This is a genomic window from Bradyrhizobium sp. 149 (assembly GCF_023073915.1).
Classification (GTDB): Bacteria; Pseudomonadota; Alphaproteobacteria; order Rhizobiales; family Xanthobacteraceae; genus Bradyrhizobium.
The window spans coordinates 34,745-53,308 of the sequence record NZ_JADPKK010000017.1 but is presented as its reverse complement, the minus strand read 5'-3'; the positions used below and the strand labels follow the sequence as shown (position 1 = coordinate 53,308).

The 18,564-nt window shown below is 64.9% G+C and carries 15 protein-coding genes; 11 read left to right on the top strand and 4 right to left on the bottom strand.

What is annotated here, in order from left to right; genetic code table 11:
• Nucleotides 1-110: 110 nt before the first annotated feature.
• Together IVA88_RS10980 and IVA88_RS10975 are read right to left on the bottom strand one after the other, a co-directional pair.
• The gene (locus IVA88_RS10980; RefSeq protein WP_247497306.1) at nt 111-1,340 is read right to left on the bottom strand and encodes an ABC transporter substrate-binding protein; all 1,230 of its coding nucleotides are present in this window, start codon (nt 1,338-1,340) and stop codon (nt 111-113) included.
• A 99-nt stretch (nt 1,341-1,439) separates the two neighbouring features.
• On the bottom strand, nt 1,440-2,333 hold the full coding sequence (locus tag IVA88_RS10975) for a helix-turn-helix transcriptional regulator (protein WP_247497305.1): 894 nt from the start codon (nt 2,331-2,333) through the stop codon (nt 1,440-1,442).
• Nucleotides 2,334-2,634: 301 nt separating this feature from the next.
• On the opposite strand from IVA88_RS10975, the gene IVA88_RS10970 reads away from it, so the two are divergent.
• From IVA88_RS10970 to IVA88_RS10955, 4 genes are read left to right on the top strand one after another with little or no spacing between them, the layout of a single operon-like run.
• Complete coding sequence (locus tag IVA88_RS10970; protein WP_247497304.1) at nt 2,635-3,468, top strand: substrate-binding domain-containing protein; 834 nt, start codon at nt 2,635-2,637, stop codon at nt 3,466-3,468.
• A gap of 54 nt (nt 3,469-3,522) precedes the next feature.
• Nucleotides 3,523-4,629 carry a molybdopterin-binding protein gene (locus IVA88_RS10965; RefSeq protein ID WP_247497303.1) on the top strand — a complete coding sequence of 369 codons (1,107 nt, stop codon included), beginning with the start codon at nt 3,523-3,525 and terminating at the stop codon, nt 4,627-4,629.
• Nucleotides 4,630-4,642: 13 nt separating this feature from the next.
• On the top strand, nt 4,643-6,592 hold the full coding sequence (locus IVA88_RS10960) for a molybdopterin biosynthesis protein (RefSeq protein ID WP_247497302.1): 1,950 nt from the start codon (nt 4,643-4,645) through the stop codon (nt 6,590-6,592).
• Between the two features lie 47 nt (nt 6,593-6,639).
• Complete coding sequence (locus tag IVA88_RS10955; protein WP_247497301.1) at nt 6,640-7,770, top strand: FAD-dependent monooxygenase; 1,131 nt, start codon at nt 6,640-6,642, stop codon at nt 7,768-7,770.
• Between the two features lie 6 nt (nt 7,771-7,776).
• Here IVA88_RS10955 and mobA read toward each other — a convergent pair whose 3' ends face one another.
• Together mobA and fdhD are read right to left on the bottom strand one after the other, a co-directional pair.
• The gene (mobA, locus tag IVA88_RS10950; RefSeq protein ID WP_247497300.1) at nt 7,777-8,412 is read right to left on the bottom strand and encodes a molybdenum cofactor guanylyltransferase MobA; all 636 of its coding nucleotides are present in this window, start codon (nt 8,410-8,412) and stop codon (nt 7,777-7,779) included.
• Complete coding sequence (gene fdhD, locus IVA88_RS10945) at nt 8,399-9,289, bottom strand: formate dehydrogenase accessory sulfurtransferase FdhD (RefSeq protein ID WP_247497299.1); 891 nt, start codon at nt 9,287-9,289, stop codon at nt 8,399-8,401. Before fdhD ends, mobA begins: the two co-directional genes overlap by 14 nt.
• A 199-nt stretch (nt 9,290-9,488) precedes the next feature.
• On the opposite strand from fdhD, the gene mobB reads away from it, so the two are divergent.
• The 7 genes from mobB to fdhF all read left to right on the top strand — a co-directional run bounded on the left by mobB (nt 9,489) and on the right by fdhF (nt 18,561).
• Nucleotides 9,489-10,016, top strand: coding sequence for a molybdopterin-guanine dinucleotide biosynthesis protein B (mobB, locus tag IVA88_RS10940; protein WP_247497298.1), 528 nt, complete (start codon nt 9,489-9,491; stop codon nt 10,014-10,016).
• 9 nt (nt 10,017-10,025) lie between these two features.
• A complete protein-coding gene (glp, locus tag IVA88_RS10935) occupies nt 10,026-11,282 on the top strand; it encodes a gephyrin-like molybdotransferase Glp (protein ID WP_247497297.1) in 1,257 nt (418 codons plus the stop codon).
• Between the two features lie 54 nt (nt 11,283-11,336).
• The gene (locus IVA88_RS10930) at nt 11,337-11,600 is read left to right on the top strand and encodes a sulfurtransferase TusA family protein (protein WP_247497296.1); all 264 of its coding nucleotides are present in this window, start codon (nt 11,337-11,339) and stop codon (nt 11,598-11,600) included.
• A gap of 319 nt (nt 11,601-11,919) precedes the next feature.
• The gene (locus IVA88_RS10925; RefSeq protein WP_247497295.1) at nt 11,920-13,575 is read left to right on the top strand and encodes an OFA family MFS transporter; all 1,656 of its coding nucleotides are present in this window, start codon (nt 11,920-11,922) and stop codon (nt 13,573-13,575) included.
• Nucleotides 13,576-13,666: 91 nt separating this feature from the next.
• Nucleotides 13,667-13,942, top strand: a complete 276-nt coding sequence (locus IVA88_RS10920) for a hypothetical protein (protein ID WP_247497294.1) — start codon at nt 13,667-13,669, stop codon at nt 13,940-13,942.
• 150 nt (nt 13,943-14,092) lie between these two features.
• Nucleotides 14,093-15,796, top strand: coding sequence for an NADH-ubiquinone oxidoreductase-F iron-sulfur binding region domain-containing protein (locus tag IVA88_RS10915; protein ID WP_247497293.1), 1,704 nt, complete (start codon nt 14,093-14,095; stop codon nt 15,794-15,796).
• Entirely contained in the window at nt 15,793-18,561 is a 2,769-nt protein-coding gene (gene fdhF, locus IVA88_RS10910) for a formate dehydrogenase subunit alpha (RefSeq protein WP_247497292.1), read from the top strand. The genes IVA88_RS10915 and fdhF overlap by 4 nt, the downstream gene beginning before the upstream one ends.
• The last annotated feature ends 3 nt before the right edge of the window (nt 18,562-18,564 follow it).

Here is an 18,564-nt window from a genome sequence, read left to right as displayed (position 1 = left end):
CACAGCCGTCATGCCCGGGCTTGTCCCGGGCATCCACGTTCTTGGTGCCGTGTGAAAGATCGTGGATGGCCGGGACAAGCCCGGCCATGACGACCTCTCTCGCTACGCGGTCACTTCTTCACCATCGCACACGCCGGGTCCGGCGGCCCGAACGCCTTGTCGCCCGAGATCGTCGTGAGGATCTTGTAATAGTCCCACGGATATTTGCTCTCCTCCGGCGTCTTCACCTGCACCAGCCAGAGGTCGTGCACCATCAGATTGTCCTCGCGCAGTTTGCCGTTGCGGGCGAAGAAATCCTCGATCGGCTTTTCCCGCATCTTGGCCGCGACCTTGAGCGGATCGTCGGTGCCGGTTTCCTTGATGGCGTTGAGATAGTGCATCACGCTCGAATAGACGCCGGCCTGCCACATCGACGGCATCTTGTTCAGCTTGGCGAAATAGCGCTTCGACCATTCGCGCGTCTTGTCGTCCATGTCCCAATAGAACGACGTCGTCAGCAACAGCCCTTGGGCAGCCTGCAAGCCGATGCCGTGAATGTCGGTGATCAGCGCCAGCAGCGCCGCCATCTGCTGGCCGCCCTTGAACACGCCGAACTCGGAGCCGGTCTTGATCTCGTTCATGTTGTTGGGCGGCCCGGCGGCGATGCCGATGATCTTGGCCTTGGAGGCCTGCGCCTGCAGCACGAAGGACGAGAGGTCGGGCGTTGCCAGCGGCGGCCGCACCGAGCCCAGCACCTTGCCGCCATTGGCGGTCACGACCGCGGAGGCGTCACGCTCCAGCGAATGGCCGAAGGCGTAGTCGTCGGTGATGAAGAACCAGCTGTCGCCGCCGCGCTTGACCACGGCGTCCGCGGTCCCGACCGCGAGCGCGCGGGTGTCGAACACCCACTGGATCGCGTAAGGCGAGCAGAACTTGCCATGGAAATCCGCAGTGCCGGTGGAGTGGGTGATGAACAGGCGCTTTTTCTCGTTCGCCATGTTCTGCACCGCGAGCCCGACCGCGGAGACCGGCACGTCGACGATCAGATCGACCTGGTCGACGTCGTACCAGCGCCGCGCGATGGCGCCGCCGATGTCGGCCTTGAGCTGGTGGTCGCCGACGACGATGCTGATCGGCTTGCCGAGCACGGTGCCGCCGAAATCGTCGATCGCCATCTGCGCCGCCGTCACCGAGCCCTGGCCGGTCGGGGCCGAGGCCGGACCGTTCATGTCGGTGAGCACGCCGATCTTGACGATGTCGTCGGACACCTGCGCCGACGCCGTGCCCGGCAGCAGCGTCGCCGCCAGGAACGTCGCTGCAAAGCCGGCAGCGACCGGCAGTCCAAATCTCGTTGGCTTCACGTTGTCCTCCCCTGACCCGGCGCGTTGGCCGGTGATGCCTCCGGGTATGGCCCGGCTGAATTGGTTTCTTTTGCAACTATTTGGGGGCGGGCGTCAACGTCAGGCCGCGAAGCGGATTTGTCCGGCCGGCGAGGGGTCGTAGCCGGTCAGCTCCTCGGCGCGCTGCCGCAAGCGTTTTTCGCTGAGGAACCGGATCAGGGCCTGCATGCCGGGGCGGAAATAGCTGCGCTGCCGCATCGCGAGGTCGAAATTCTCCCAAACCAGCGGCACGAAATCGAGGCCGGCCGAGCGCGCTGCCGCACGCGTCGCGATCCCGCAATCGGCCTGCCCCGCGCGGACGATCTCGGCCAGATCCGGGCCGGTCAGGGCGGGCGTCTCGATCCGGCGCAGATCGCGCGTCGAGGCGCCGGCGCGCTTCAGCAGCACATCGAGCAGCATCTGCGCGCCTGTGCCCTGTTGTCGCATCGCCATCCTGGCACCGAGCGCGAGCACGTCGGAGAGGCCGCGCAGCCGCTTGGGATTGCCCGGCGGCAGCACGAGACCCTGCTCGCGGCGCACGAACGCGACCAGCAATGCATCATGCAGGTCCGGAGCGTCACGCAGGACGGTCGCACTGGCGCTGGCGGCAAGATTGCCGTCGGCATCGAGGCTGTGGAAGTGCATGGCCACAGCCATCACCTCGTCGCGCTGCAAGCGCTCGAGCCCGCGCGCGCTGCCCTCGCTCATCGATCCCAGGCCCGAGCCGGACTCGCGCAGGCTCCAATCCAGAAGCTCGTCCTGGCTGCCGCCGACCACCGGCGGCGGCTCCGCAATCAGCATGCCGGCCGGACGCGCCAGCCCGGACAGCACCCAGAGGTCGAGCTCGTGCCGCGGGAAGAGCCACTTCCCAGTCACCTTGGTGCTGGGGATCGCACCTGTGGTGACGAGTTCGTAAAGCTTGCGTTCGCCGAGCCGAAGATAGTCGGCGGCTTCGCTGGTCGTCAGGAATTCCATCCTGCATTCCTATGCAAATTCTTGCTTCTTTTTGACGTTCGACGCAGGTGGAATTCTGCATTTCAAGATTTGTCCGCCATGACCATGCCCGATCATCTCGCTGCTTTGCAACACATCCTCACGCGCGATTTCTGCCTTGGTGAACGATCCTGAATCGCTCGCGTGGTGCGAGCTTTGCGGTCATCGGCGGGGCGCATTGCCGGAATTTCCCGAATGCGGCGGGCACAATGTGCAAACGCGTCACGAGTGCGGCGCAATCCACCATCATCATGATCGCGTTTAGCCAGTGGAGAACCCGATCATGGCCGTCCGCCGCCTGTCCGTAGCACTCGCGCTTCTCTGCGGCCTTGCCGCAGGCGTTGCGGCGTCATCCGCGGAGGACCGCGCGATCGTCCTGGCCTCGACGACGGCGACACAGGAGTCCGGCCTGCTCGATCATCTGCTGCCGATCTTCCGTGAAAAGACCGGCATCGACGTGACGGTGATCGCGCGGCGCGCCGATGAGGTTCTCGACGGGGCGCGAAGGGGCGAAGTCGACGTCGTGCTGATGCATGCACGGCCGCAGGAGGAGAAATTCGTTGCCGACGGTTTTGCCGTGAAGCGCTTTGACGTGATGTACAACGACTATGTGCTGATCGGGCCGAAGAGCGATCCCGCCGGCGTGAAGGGCAAGGACATCGCGACCGCGCTGAAGGCGATCGAGGCCAAGGGCGTGCCGTTCGTGACGCGCGCAGACCGCTCGGGCACGCATGCCGCGGAGCTCGCGCTCTGGATCGTCGCCGGCATCGACATCGCCAGCACCAGGGGCGCCTGGTATCGCGAAGCCAAGCAGGACATGGCCTCCGCCCTCGATGCGGCGCGCACGGCGAACGCCTATGTGCTGTCCGACCGCGGCAGCTGGATCGCTTGTCGGGAGCGCGGCGATCTCGACATCGTCGTTGAAGGCGACAAGCGGTTGCTCAATCAGTACGGCGTCATGCTGGTGAACCCGGCGAAGTTTCCGAACGTGAAGAAGGAGCTGGCGCAAGACTTCGTCGATTGGCTGATCTCGCCCGACGGGCAGGCGGCGATCGCCGGATACAAGGTGGACGGACAACAGCTGTTCTTCCCCAATGCGGACAAGTCGGGCGGCTGACGTTCGCATCGCTAGCGGTTGCCAAACCGGGCGATGCATGGTCCATCATGGCGCATGACCCAGCGCCTGCCGCCATCGCTGACGCCGCTCGATACTGCCCTCGCCGCGTTGCTGATGGGGCCTGATCCGCTTGCGCCGTTGGAGTTGCCGCTGACTGAAGCGGCCGGCTGTATCGCGGCGGCCAATCCGCTGCTTGCGGCCGAACCGTCTCGTGACGTCGCTGCCGCGGATGGCTGGGCGTTGTGCGCCAATGATCTGGTCGGTGCGTCCTCCTATTCACCACTGCTTCTGACAACGGCGCCCGCTTGGGTCGATGCCGGCGACGCGATGCCGGCGGGATGCGACTGCGTGCTCGATGCCGACGCAATCGAGTTGTCGGGCCCACTCGCCCAGGTGCTGGCGGAGGGCGTGCCGGGGCAAGGCGTCAGGCGCGCTGGAAGCGACATCGACCGACGCACGCCTGTCGCGGCAGAAGGGTGTCCAGTCGGTTTTGCCGCTCTGTTGCTCGCGCGCGCCGCCGGACTGGACCGGATGAGCGTGCGCCGTCCGCGGCTGCGCATTGTCAATGTACCAGGTGCAACGGTGACCATGCATCTGATTGCCGACATCGTGCGCGCCGCAGGGCTGGATGTGCAAACGCACGAGGCCGGCGCGCGAGATGCGGGATCGATCGCGGAGGCATTCGGCCCTGCTGCCTGCGATCTCCTGCTGACGGTCGGCGGCAGCGGTGTCGGTCGCAAGGATGCCGCCATCACGGCGCTGGCCCAGCGTGGTGATGTGATCGCCCATGGTCTTGCGCTCCAGCCCGGACGCACCGCCGCGGTCGGGCGGCTCGGAACGGTTCCTGTCGTTGCCTTGCCCGGATCGCCGGGCCATGCGCTTGCGGTCTGGCTCGCCCTCGTGCTGCCGCTTATCGACCGGCTGTCCGCGCGACTGCCGCGCCGACGGACGACCTTGCCGCTCGCGGGCAAGATTGCATCCAGCGTCGGCATCGCCGAAATGGTCCTGCTGGCCGAGGAACATCACGCGTGGGTGCCGCTTGCGGTAGGCGAATGGCCGCTCCACGCAATTGCCCGCGCCGATGCATGGCTAATTGTTCCCGCCAGCCACGAGGGATTTGCGGCGGGCGCGCCGGTCGATGCCTATCTGATGCGGGAATGATATGGGTTTTGGCATGACGATGATCCCGCAACCGCAAGTCCGCAGCGCGCTCGAACAGGAGCAGTTCCTCAAAATCCTTTCCCGCGAGGAGGCCCTGGCTCGCTTCGAGGCCGTGCTGTTCCCGCGCGCGCTTCCGAGTGAAACGCGCAAACTCGGTGCCGCGCTCGGTACGGCGCTCGCTGAAGACATCACTGCGCCGATCGACGTGCCGCCGTTCGATCGTTCCAATGTCGACGGCTTTGCGGTGCGTTCGGCGGACCTTGCCGCGGCCGGCGAAGGCGCGCCGGTTCGCCTCGGGTTGAATGGCGAGACCATTCACTGCGGCACCGCACCGGCGCTGCAAGTGGTGTCGGGAACCGCAACGCCGATCGCCACCGGTGGTCCGCTGCCGCGCGGTGCCGACGCCGTGGTCATGGTCGAACACACCCAGCCGGCGGGATCGGATGCGATCGACGTCCGTCGTGCGGCCTCGCCCGGGCAATTCGTCTCCTACGCAGGATCCGATATCGCGGGCGGCGAGGCGCTGCTGCGCGCCGGCAGGATCATCGGCTCGCGCGAGGTCGGTATGCTGGCGGCTTGCGGTATTGCCGAGGTGAGCGTCGTGCGTAAGCCGCGTGTGGCCGTGATTTCCACCGGCGACGAACTGGTTCAGCCCGGCGAGGTGCTCGCGCCTGCTGCGATCTACGATACCAACGGCGCGATTGTCACGGCAGCGATCGACGAGAACGGCGGTGAGGCTGTTTTCCTCGGCGCCTTTCCCGACGACGAAGCCCAGCTCGAAGCCGCCATGCGCCGTGCGCTGGCGGACGCCGACATGCTGGTGCTCTCCGGCGGCACGTCGAAAGGCGCGGGCGACCTGTCCCATCGCATCATCGGCCGGCTTGGCCAACCCGGCATCATCGCGCATGGCATTGCGCTCAAGCCCGGCAAGCCGCTGTGCCTTGCGGTGTGCGACGGCAAGCCGGTGGTGATCCTGCCGGGTTTTCCGACGTCCGCGATGTTCACCTTCCACGACATGATCGTGCCGGTGCTACGCAAGATCGCGGGACTGCCGCCACGCTCCGATGCCAAGGTGAGCGCGACCGTGCCGGTGCGCATTGCTTCCGAGCTCGGCCGCACCGAATTCGTCATGGTCTCGCTGGTCGAGGGCAAGGACGGTTTGATCGCCTATCCCTCCGGCAAGGGGTCCGGGGCGATCACGTCGTTCGCGCAGGCCGACGGATTTTTGCGCATCGACGCGCTCGCCGACCAGATGCCGGCCGGGACCGAAGCCGAGGTGACGCTGTTCACGCCGCATGTGCGGGTGCCCAATCTCGTCATCGTCGGCAGCCATTGTACCGGCCTCGATCTCGTCACGGCGCAACTCGCGCATGCTGGCCTGACCGTGCGCTCGATCGCCGTCGGCAGCCTCGGCGGGCTTGCAGCGGCGCGGCGCGGTGAATGCGATCTGGCGCCGATCCATCTGTTCGAGGACAAGAGCGAGGCCTACAATACGCCTTACCTCGTCGAAGGACTCGAGCTCGTGCCGGGCTGGCGGCGGATGCAGGGCATCGTGTTCCGCAAGGGCGACAAGCGTTTCGAAGGCCGCAGCGCGAAGGACGCCGTCGCCGCGGCGCTCGCTGATCCCTCCTGCATCATGGTCAACCGCAACCAGGGCGCCGGCACGCGCATCCTGATCGACCGGCTGCTCGGTGGTGCGCGCCCGGAAGGCTATTGGAACCAGCCACGCTCGCACAACGCGGTGGCCGCGGCCGTCGCACAGCACCGCGCCGACTGGGGCATGACCATTGCGCCGGTCGCCCATGCGGTCGGCCTCGGTTTCATTCCGCTCGCGGAAGAGCATTATGACTTCGCGCTGGTCACAGCGCGCAAGCAGCGGCCGGCAGTGCAGGCTTTTCTCGATGCGCTCGGCTCGGACGAAGCTCGCGCGGCGCTGGAGCGGGCCGGTTTCCGGCCTGTGTAGATCGAGGACGCGGCACTAAGCCGCGCGATAGGCAGGGTGGGGACGCGATGGCAAGGCCGCTTTCGGTTGCGATCGTCGGTGCCGGCATGGGCGGGCTCGCGACGGCCGCGGCGCTCCGGTGCGTCGGCATCGATGTCATGGTCTACGAGCAGGCCTCGCAGTTCGCCCGCATCGGCGCCGGCATCCAGATCGGCTGCAACGCCATGAAGGTGTTGCGGGCCCTCGGGCTGGAAGAGCGGATGCGCAGCCAGTCGTTCTATCCGCGCTCCTGGAACAACCGCGACTGGAAGAGCGGCGACATCAAGTTCGACATGGTTTTCGGCGAGAGCGCGGAACAGAAGTTCGGCGCGCCCTATCTGCTTGCCCATCGCGGCGATCTGCACGCGGCGCTGGCCAGCGCGGTGCCGGATGCGTGCGTGAGGCTCAATCACAGACTGGTCGGTCTTGACCAGACCGGCGATGGCATCAGGCTCACGTTCGCCAATGGCGCCAGCTCTGTTGCAGATGCCGTCGTCGGAGCTGACGGCGTGCATTCGTTGGTGCGCGACATCCTGTTCGACACCGCGCCGGTCAAATTCACCGGCCGTATCGCCTATCGCACCACCTATCTCGCCACTCTGCTCAGCGGCGAGAAGATCGATGACTGCACCAAATGGTGGGGCGAGGACCGCCACATCGTGATCTACCACATCAAGCCTGATCGTAGCGAGGTCTATCTCGTCACCAGCCAGCCCGAGCCGGATTTTCGCATCGAGTCCTGGTCGGCCAAGGGCGACGTGCGGGACTTGCGTGCGTCGTTCGAAGGCTTTCATCCGCAGGTAGGTCAAGTCCTCGCGGCATGCCCCGACGTGCACAAATGGGCGATCATGGACCGCGACGCGCTCGAGCGCTGGGCCGAGGGCAAAGTGACGCTGCTCGGCGATGCCTGCCATCCCATGACGCCTTACATGGCGCAAGGCGCGGCCATGGCGATCGAGGACGCCGCCGTGCTGTCGCGCTGCCTCGACGGCATCGACCGCGACGGCGTCGCCGACGCATTCCGCCGCTTCGAGGCGACGCGTAAAGAGCGGACGACGCGGGTGCAGGAGACGTCGCGCGCGAACATCTGGCTGAGGGAGAGGACCGATACGAGCTGGGTCTACGGCTACGACGCCTGGTCGGTGCCGCTGGCGGCCTGAGCTCGATTAAGACGCCGCATCCAGTGCGGCCAGCCGCTCGGCCTCCGCGATATCCTCAACCGTGTTGGCATTGAAGAACGGATCGAGCGGCTCGGTCGGCCACGTCACGGTTGCGAGCGGGTAGCGCGCGGTCCAGCGGTCGATCTTGCGGAGGTCCTCGACGACCAGCGCGTGGCGCAGTTCGTCGCGCAAGCCAACGCGCCACAAGCCGATCACTGGATGCGACTGGCCGCCTGACGCCGCAACCGCGAGCGCGGCATTCGCCGCGATGCGTTCTTCATGCAGGCGCGCGACCAGATCGCGCGGCAGGAACGGGCAGTCGCCGGCGGCGCTGAGCACCCACTCCACCTCGGGCCGGTTCGCCGCGGTCCAGTCGAGCGCGGCAAGGATGCCGGCGAGCGGGCCGGGAAAGCCGGGGACGTCGTCCGCGACGACCTGCAAACCGAACGCAGCGAAGCGGGCGGGATCGCCGTTGGCGTTGAGGATCAGGCCGCTGCATTGCGGCTCCAGGCGTGCGATCACGCGCTCCAGGATGGTGCGGCCGCTGATGGTGCGCATCGGCTTGTCGCCGCCGCCCATGCGCCGTGCAAGGCCGCCGGCGAGCAGCACGCCTTGCGTGGTCGGAAAGCTAGTCGTCACCACCTTCACCCTTGCGCTTGTGCTTGGCCGATTCCTCCTCGACATAAGCGAGGTTCTGGTCGTAGACGATGCGCTCTTCCCCCGACAATGCGATGAACCGCTTGCCCCGCGCGCGTCCGACCAGCGTCAAGCCCACCTGCCGGGCGAGATCGACGCCCCAGGCGGTGAAGCCGGAGCGCGACACCAAAATCGGAATTCCCATGCGGACCGTCTTGATCACCATCTCCGAGGTGAGCCGTCCCGTGGTGTAGAGGATCTTGTCGGATGCATCGACGCCGTGGCGGTACATCCAGCCCGCGATCTTGTCGACGGCGTTGTGACGGCCGACATCCTCGGTGTAGCAGAGCGGCTCGCCCTCCCTGCACAGCACGCAGCCGTGGATCGCACCGGCCTCCAGATAGAGCGAGGGCATGGTGTTGATGGTCTGCGTCATCTGGTAGAGCCAGGAGGTACGCAGTTCCGCCTTCGGCAACGCGACGCTCTCGACCGCCTCTAACAGATCGCCGAAGGCGGTGCCCTGCGCGCAGCCCGAGGTCTGCGTGCGCTTCTTCAGCTTGGCTTCGAAATTGGTGTGGTGTTCGGTGCGCACCACGACCACCTGGAGATCGTCGTCGTATTCGACCTCGGTGACGGCGTCGTTATATTTCAGCATGTTCTGGTTGAGCAAATAGCCCAGCGCCAGATATTCCGGATAGTCGCCGATCGTCATCATGGTGACGATCTCCTGGGCATTCAGGTAGAGCGTCAGGGGCCGCTCCACCGGCACCTTGATCTCGATCTTGGCGCCGGACTGGTCGGTCCCGGTCACGCTCTCGGTCAGGCGCGGGTCGTCGGTGTCAGGGACGATCAGGGGCGCCGGGGCTTTGTCGTTCTTCATCATGGCCGCGACGTTAGCATGACATTCGGGTCAAGCCGATATAAGCATGGCGGCGGAAAGTGAAAATGCCTCTTCTCGTCATTGCGAGCGAAGTGAAGCAATCCAGACTGCCGCCGCGGAAAGATTCTGGATTGCTTCGCTTCGCTCGCAATGACGGGGAGGTTCCATCAGGCACCAAGTCGCTCGGGGAGATAGAGCTGGAATGAAAGTCATCGGCCTTGCAGGCTGGAGCGGTGCGGGCAAGACCACGCTGTTGACGCGGCTGATCCCGCATTTCAACGCGCTGGGCTTGCGCGTCTCGGTGATCAAGCATGCGCATCACCAGTTCGACGTCGACCTGCCCGGCAAGGATTCCTGGCGCCATCGCGAGGCCGGCGCGGCCGAGGTGCTGGTTGCTTCGTCAAATCGCTGGGCCTTGATCCATGAATTGCGCGGGGCGGCGGAGCCGCGGCTGCCTGAACTGTTGAGCAAGCTGTCCACGGTCGATCTCGTCGTGGTCGAGGGTTTCAAGCGCGAGCCGCATCGCAAGATCGAGGTGCATCGCGCCGCCAACAACAAGCCGTTGCTGTTTCCCGATGATCCCGGAATTTTCGGGATCGCGGCCGACGTCGCCGTTGAAACGCGACTGCCGACGGTCCATCTCGACGATATCGAGGCCGCCGCGGCATTGCTGCTGCGCGCGGCGATGCCGGTCGAGGAAGCGGTCGCGAAAAGCGCTGCGATGCGCTGACGAGGCACCATGGCGCAACTGTCGGACGATTGTTTTGCATTCGGTGGACCGATGATGTCGGTCGACGAGGCCGTTGGTCTGATCACGACACGCGTCGACGCGATCGTCGATCTCGAAACCGTGGCGCTCATCGATGCTGATGGGCGCGTGCTGGCCCGCGATATCGCGGCGCCGCTGCCGCTGCCGCCCTTCACCAACTCGGCTGTTGACGGCTACGCCGTGCGCAACACGGATATTCCGCAAGCAGAGGATCGGGCCCTCCCGCTCGACGGCCGCATTCAGGCCGGCGGCCTTGCGCAAGCGCCGATCAAGCCCGGGCACACTGCGCGCATCTTCACCGGCGCGCCGATGCCGCCGGACACCGAAACCGTCTTCATGCAGGAAGATGTCCGGATCGATGATTCCGGTCGAATCGTGCTGCCGCCGGGGCTGAAGCCGGGCGCCAATGTCCGCCCCGCGGGAGAGGACATCCCCCGGGGCCACATCGCGCTACGCGCAGGCCAGCGCTTGCTGCCGCAACATGTCGCGCTCGCGGCGGCGTTCGGCCTTGTCAGGCTCGACGTCGTCAGGCGCATCCGCGTCGCGGTGTTCTCGACCGGCGACGAACTGGCCTCGCCCGGCGAACCGCGCGCGGCCTCGCAGCTGTTCGATTCCAATCGCTTCATGCTGATGGCCATGCTGCGCCGGCTCGGCTGCGAAGTCAGCGATCTCGGGATCTTGCGCGACGAGCGGGCGTTGCTTGCGAATGGCTTGAAGCAAGTCGCAGGCACGCACGATCTGATCCTCACCACCGGCGGCGTCTCGACCGGGGAGGAGGATCACGTCAAGGCGGCGGTCGAGAGCATCGGTTCACTGGTGTTGTGGCGGATGGCGATCAAGCCCGGCCGTCCCGTGGCGATGGGCATCATCGAGGGCACGCCGCTGATCGGATTGCCGGGCAACCCCGTCGCGAGTTTCGTCACCTTCGTGCATGTGGTGCGGCCGACGGTGCTGGCGCTTGCGGGCAGCCTGCCGGAGCCGCTGTTGCCGATCCCGGTGCGCGCGGCATTCACTTACAAGAAGAAGGCGGGCCGACGCGAATACGTTCGCGCCTCGTTGCGGCACGGAGAGGACGGCGCACTCGAGGCAATCAAGTTTCCGCGCGAGGGGGCCGGGCTGTTGTCGTCGCTGGTCGAGACCGACGGCCTCGTTGAGCTCGGCGAAGACATCGCGCAGGTCGAGCCGGGACAGGGTGTAGGTTTCTTGTCCTATGCCAATCTGCTCTGAGTCTGGCGTTGTCCTGGCGTTGACGCCATCGACCCCTGCCGCCATGTTGCGCCGATGACCAGAACGACGCTCGATCTCACCGGATTGAAATGCCCGCTGCCCGCCCTGAAGACGCGCAAGGCGCTGAAGCCGCTGCAGCCGGGCGATCAGCTCGAAGTGTACTGCACCGATCCTCTGTCGGTGATTGACATTCCGAACCTGATTCGCGAGACCGGCGACACGGTGGAGATCACCGAGCGCAACGCCGCGCGCATCGTGTTCCTGATAGAGAAGGTCGATCACTCGATAGGAAATATCAATGGTGCGCCGCCCAGTTAACCAGCGGTCACTCGGTTGATACCTACCTTTTGTCTATCGACATCGCTCATCACTTCTGCCCCAATTGACTTCCTCCGCCGAGACGCGGAGGTTGAGTCTTGCCTGCGATATGCGGAGCAAATGGGCCGTCGAAAGAAGCCCGGGCGTGGTGTCGGGCATAGTCCCCGAAGTTAGGGGTTAACGTCTCGGATGCGCGTGACGATCCTGGCGCGCGTCGATCATTGTGCGGAGCAGCAGGGACACAGGCTGCGCTGCAAGGGCTGAGGGACAGGATCATCGTGGCAAGCCGTTCAGAAGGGCGGCTTTAGGGGAGGAATGCATGTCTACTATCGAGAGCGCGGGAACACTTTCGAGTGCCGGCGCAGGTTTTCTGGATCGCGAGCGGACCATCGCGACCGCCGGGTTTAATCGCTGGCTGGTGCCGCCGGCTGCGCTGTGCATCCATCTCTGCATCGGCATGGCCTACGGATTCTCCGTGTTCTGGCTGCCACTGTCGCGCGCGATCGGAGTGACCGCGCCCAAGGCGTGTGCAGACATGTCGCTGTTTCAGGAGCTATTCACGACCAGCTGCGACTGGAAGGTCGCCAGCATGGGATGGATGTACACGCTGTTTTTCGTGCTGCTCGGTATCGCGGCCGCGGTCTGGGGCGGCTGGCTGGAGCGCGTAGGCCCGCGCAAGGCCGGCTTCGTCTCGACGCTGTGCTGGTGCGGCGGCCTCTTCCTCGGTGCGATCGGGATCTACACCCATCAGCTCTGGCTGTTGTGGCTGGGTTCGGGCGTTATCGGCGGCATCGGTCTCGGCCTTGGCTATATCTCGCCGGTGTCGACGCTGGTGAAATGGTTCCCGGACCGCCGCGGCATGGCGACCGGCATGGCCATCATGGGTTTTGGCGGCGGCGCCATGATCGGCGCGCCGCTGGCTAACCTCTTGATGAACTACTTCAAGACCCCGACCTCGGTCGGCGTCTGGGAGACCTTCGTCACGATGGGCGTCATCTACTTCGTCTTCATGATGATCGGCGCGTTCCGCTATCGCCTGCCGCCGCCCGGCTGGCAGCCGGAGGGCTGGACCCCGCCGTCGAAGGCCAACGCGATGATCTCGAAGAGCAACGTTCATCTCAACGACGCGCACAAGACGCCGCAGTTCTGGCTGATCTGGTGGGTGCTGTGCCTGAACGTGTCGGCCGGCATCGGCGTGATCGGCATGGCCTCGCCGATGCTCCAGGAGATCTTCGCCGGCAAATTGATCGGCCTGCCGGAGGTGGGCTTCAACGCGCTCGATGCGGGGCAGAAGGCGCAGATCGCCGCCATCGCCGCGGGCTTTGCCGGGTTGCTGTCGCTGTTCAACATCGGCGGCCGCTTCTTCTGGGCATCGCTGTCGGACAAGATCGGGCGCAAGAACACCTACTATACGTTCTTCATCCTCGGCATCGTGCTCTACGCGTTGGCGCCGACCTTTGCGGCGATGGGTTCGAAGCTCCTGTTCGTGCTCGGCTTCGGCATCATTCTGTCGATGTATGGCGGCGGCTTCGCCACCGTGCCGGCCTACCTTGCCGATATGTTCGGGACCCAGTTCGTCGGCGCCATCCATGGGCGGCTGCTGACGGCGTGGTCCACCGCGGGCATCATCGGTCCCGTCGTGGTCAACTACATCCGCGAGTTCCAGCTCGCGGCAGGCGTGCCGCGCGATCAGCTCTACAACACGACCATGTACATCCTCTGTGCGATGCTGATCGCGGGCCTAATCTGCAACTACCTGATCAAACCGGTCGATTCGAAGTGGCACATGAAAGACGCCGATGTCGCCAAGTTGCAGGCGGCAAGCGCCAGCGCCGCTGCCGCGGGGCCGCACGGCTCCTACGGCATCGGATTTGGCGGGCTTGACGCCAAGGCGGCGCTGTTCTGGGCCTTCGTCGGGGTTCCCCTGCTTTGGGGTGTCTGGAAGACATTGGAGAGCGCGGTCAAGATATTCTGATCGCCGTCGAGACAGCTGCGGGACACTGATCATCACGTCCCGCAGCGTTCGCCTTTTGGACATCACCAGGAATGGGACTTAGGGGATTGAAATGCTTCGCACCCGAATTTGCCTTGCGACCGTGTTGCTCGTCGCGGGTCTTCATGGCGCATCCGCTCAGACGGCAACGACACCGGCGGCGCCTGCTGCAACGGCAGAAGCCAAGTCTGGCAAGATCAAGCTGACCATGCAGAAGCTGAAAGACATGAAGGCGAAGTGGGCGGCCAACAAGCCGAAGCTCAAGGCCTGCCGCGCCGACGTGAAAGCCAAGGGCCTCGCCGGCGATGACCGCTGGTTCTACATCGAAGAGTGCATGACCAAGACCTGAGACCGCGCCACAGGTCGAGCGATGCAGGGGCATGGAGCTGCGCGGCTGCATGCCCCTTAAACGCTTAACGGAACGCACGAATTCTCTTGGCATCTGGTATGCCAGGAGCTAGAGTCAGACTTGTTCAAAGAAGAGCTACGAGACGCATTGATGAGCCACGACGTGCAGCAAGTCCGCTCGTTCGAGCATCCGGGCCAGGGACGGAAGCGAGCCAAGTCCACGCCCAAGGGGCGGCAGGTCGATCCTACCGCCGCGCACGAGATCGAGCAGCTGCTCGGCGACAGGCCGCGGCGGCGCGATCTGTTGATCGAATATCTGCATCTGATCCAGGACAAGTACCGCCAGATCTCGGCCGCACACCTCGCTGCGCTCGCCGACGAGATGAAGCTCGCGTTCGCCGAAGTGTTCGAGACGGCGACCTTCTACGCGCATTTCGACGTGGTGAAGGAAGGCGAGCCCGATATCGCGCCGCTGACGATCCGCGTCTGCGATTCCCTGACCTGCGCGATGCTCGGCGGAGAGAAGCTGCTCGCCGATTTGCAAGATGCGTCTGGTCCCGGCATTCGCGTCGTGCGCGCGCCCTGCGTCGGCCGCTGCGATACGGCGCCGGCTGCGGAAGTCGGCCACAATTTTGTTGACCACGCCACGGTGGCCAATGTCATGGCGGCCGCGAAGGCTGGCGACACCCACGCGCATCTGCCCAAATATATCGGCTATGACGCCTATGTCGCCGGCGGCGGCTACAAGCTGCTCAACCGCCTGCGCTCGGGCGAGCTGCCGACCGACGACCTGCTGAAGGCGCTCGACGACGCCTCGTTGCGGGGCCTCGGCGGCGCCGGCTTTCCAACAGGACGCAAATGGCGCGCTGTGCTGGGTGAGCCAGGCCCGCGGCTGATGGCGATCAACGGCGACGAGGGCGAGCCCGGCACGTTCAAGGATCGTGTTTATCTCGAAAGCGATCCGCACCGCTTCCTCGAGGGCATGCTGATTGGCGCGCATGTGGTGCAGGCCTCGGATATCTACATCTACCTGCGCGACGAATATCCGGCATCGCGCGAGATCCTGGAACGCGAGATCGCGAAGCTCCCGCCGGGCGGTCCGACGCTGCACATGCGCCGCGGCGCCGGTGCCTATATCTGCGGCGAGGAATCCTCGCTGCTGGAAAGCATCGAGGGCAAGCGCGGCCTGCCCAGGCACAAGCCGCCTTATCCATTCCAGGTCGGCCTGTTCGGCCTGCCGACTTTGATCAACAACATCGAGACCTTGTGGTGGGTGCGCGACATCGTCGAGAAGGGCGCCGACTGGTGGAAGGGCCATGGCCGCCATGAGCGGCACGGCCTGCGCAGCTTCTCGGTCTCGGGCCGCGTCAAGAATCCCGGCATGAAGCTCGCGCCGTCAGGCATCACCGTGCGCGAGCTGATCGACGAATATTGCGGCGGCATGGCTGACGGCCATCAGTTCTACGCGTACCTGCCGGGCGGTGCGTCCGGCGGTATCCTACCGGCGTCGATGGACGACATCCCGCTCGATTTCGGCACGCTTGAAAAATACGGCTGCTTCATCGGTTCGGCAGCGATCGTGATCCTGTCGCAAAAGGACAGCGTGCGCGCGGCCGCGTTGAACCTGATGAAGTTCTTCGAGGACGAGAGCTGCGGCCAATGCACGCCCTGTCGTGTCGGAACCCAGAAGGCTGCGCTGCTGATGCAGAAGCCGGTCTGGAACCGCACACTTCTGGAAGAATTGAGCCAGGCGATGCGCGATGCCTCGATCTGCGGGCTTGGACAGGCGGCATCGAATCCGCTCACCACCGTGATCAAATATTTCCCTGACGAGTTCAAGGAAGCGGCCGAATGACGAAAATTATGTTCGAACTCGACGGCAAGCAGGTCGAGGCCAATGCCGGCGAGACGATCTGGCAAGTCGCAAAACGCCAGGGTCGCGAGATTCCGCATCTGTGCTATTCGCCCGCGCCGGACTATCGCCCCGACGGCAATTGCCGCGCCTGCATGGTCGAGATCGAAGGTGAGCGCGTGCTCGCGGCGTCCTGCAAGCGCACGCCATCGGTCGGCATGAAGGTGAAGACCGAGAGCGCGCGCGCAGTCTCCGCGCAAAAAATGGTCATGGAGCTGCTGGTCGCCGATCAGCCGGCGCGCGAGACCTCGCATGATCCGGAGTCCAAATTCTGGCACTGGGCCGAAACCACTGGCGTCACCGAAAGCCGCTTCCCTGCTGCCGAGCGTTGGGCGACCGATGCCAGCCATCCGGCGATGCGCGTCAATCTCGATGCCTGCATCCAGTGCGGTCTGTGCGTGCGCGCCTGCCGCGAGGTTCAGGTCAACGACGTCATCGGCATGGCCTATCGCAGCCACGGTTCGAAAATCGTGTTCGATTTCGACGATCCCATGGGCGAGTCCACCTGCGTCGCCTGCGGCGAATGCGTGCAGGCCTGTCCGACCGGCGCCCTGATGCCGGCCGTGATGCTCGACGAGAAACAGACCCGCGTCACCTATGCCGACAAGAAGGTGGATTCGCTCTGCCCGTTCTGCGGCGTCGGTTGCCAGGTCACGTATGAGGTCAAGGACGAGAAGATCATCTATGCGGAAGGACGCGACGGTCCCGCCAATCACAATCGTCTGTGCGTCAAGGGCCGCTTCGGCTTCGACTACATCCACCATCCGCATCGACTGACCAAGCCGCTGGTGCGGCTGCCGAACGCGAAGAAGGATGCCAACGACCAGGTCGACCCCGCCAATCCCTTCACGCATTTCCGTGAAGCGAGCTGGGAAGAAGCGCTCGACATCGCCGCCAAGGGCCTCGTCAAGATCCGCGACGAGAAGGGCGTGAAGGCGCTGGCCGGCTTCGGTTCGGCCAAGGGCTCGAACGAAGAGGCCTATCTGTTCCAGAAGCTGGTGCGCACCGGCTTTGGATCCAATAATGTCGACCATTGCACACGTCTGTGTCATGCGTCGTCGGTGGCGGCGCTGTTTGAAGGCCTGAGCTCCGGTGCGGTGTCGGCGCCGTTCTCGGCTGCGATGGATGCCGAGGTCATCATCGTGATCGGCGCCAACCCGACCGTGAACCACCCGGTCGCCGCGACCTTCATCAAGAATGCAGTCAAGGAGAATGGCGCGAAGCTGTTCGTGATGGACCCGCGCCGGCAGTCGTTGTCGCGCCATGCCACCAAGCATCTGCAGTTCAAGCCGGGCTCCGACGTGGCCATGCTGAACGCGATGATCCACACGATCATCACCGAAGGTCTGACCGACGATCAGTATATCGCCGGCTACACGGAAGGGTTTGAGGACCTCAAGGAGAAGATCAAGGAGTTCACGCCGGAGAAGATGGAGGCGATCTGCGGTGTCCCCGCGCAGACCCTGCGTGAGGTCGCGCGAACCTATGCGCGAGCAAAGTCGTCGATCATCTTCTGGGGCATGGGCATCAGCCAGCATGTCCACGGCACCGACAATGCGCGCTGCCTGATCGCGCTGGCGCTGATCACCGGCCAAGTCGGCCGTCCCGGCACCGGCCTGCATCCGCTACGCGGCCAGAACAACGTGCAAGGTGCCTCCGACGCCGGCCTGATCCCGATGTTCCTGCCGGACTATCAGCCGGTCGGCCGCGACGATCTGCGCGTGAATTTCGAGACGGTCTGGCAGAAGGAGATCGATCCCGTGCGCGGCCTGACGGTGGTCGAGATCATGAACGCGATCCATGCCGGCGAGATCACGGGCATGTATATCGAGGGCGAGAACCCCGCGATGTCCGACCCGGATCTCCAGCATGCGCGCCACGCGCTCGCGATGCTCGATCATCTCGTGGTGCAGGATCTCTTCGTCACGGAGACCGCTTTCCACGCCGACGTCATCCTGCCGGCCTCGGCGTTTGCCGAAAAGGATGGCTCCTTCACCAACACCGATCGCCGCGTGCAGCTCGCGCGCCAGGTGATCAAGCCGCCGGGCGATGCGCGGCAGGATCTCTGGATCATCCAGGAGATCGGCAAGCGCATGGGCCTGCCCTGGAATTATACTGGTCCCGGCGAGGTCTTCACCGAGATGGCAGAGCTGATGCCGTCCTTGAAGAACATCACCTGGGAGCGGCTGGTGCGCGAAGGCGCGGTGACCTATCCCGTGGACGACCCAAACAAGCCCGGCAACGAGATCATCTTCACCACCGGATTTCCAACCGCGAGCGGTCGCGGCAAGATCGTGCCGGCCCACGTCATCCCGCCGGACGAGATCCCCGACGCCGAATATCCGATGGTGCTCTCGACCGGCCGCGTGCTGGAGCACTGGCACACCGGCTCGATGACCCGCCGCGCGCAGGTGCTCGATCAGATCGAGCCCGAGGCGGTTGCCTTCATGTCGCCGAAGGACATGCACAGGAAGAAGCTTGCGCCCGGCGATTTCATCCGGCTCGAGACCCGCCGCGGTGCGGTCGAGGTCAAGGTGCGATCCGATCGCGACGTGCCGGAGAACATGGTGTTCATGCCGTTCTGCTACGCGGAAGCGGCGGCGAATCTGTTGACGAACCCGGCACTCGATCCGTTCGGCAAGATTCCGGAATTCAAGTTCTGCGCAGCGAGGGCTGAGCGTGCCGAGATGCGGGACGCGGCGGAGTAAGAC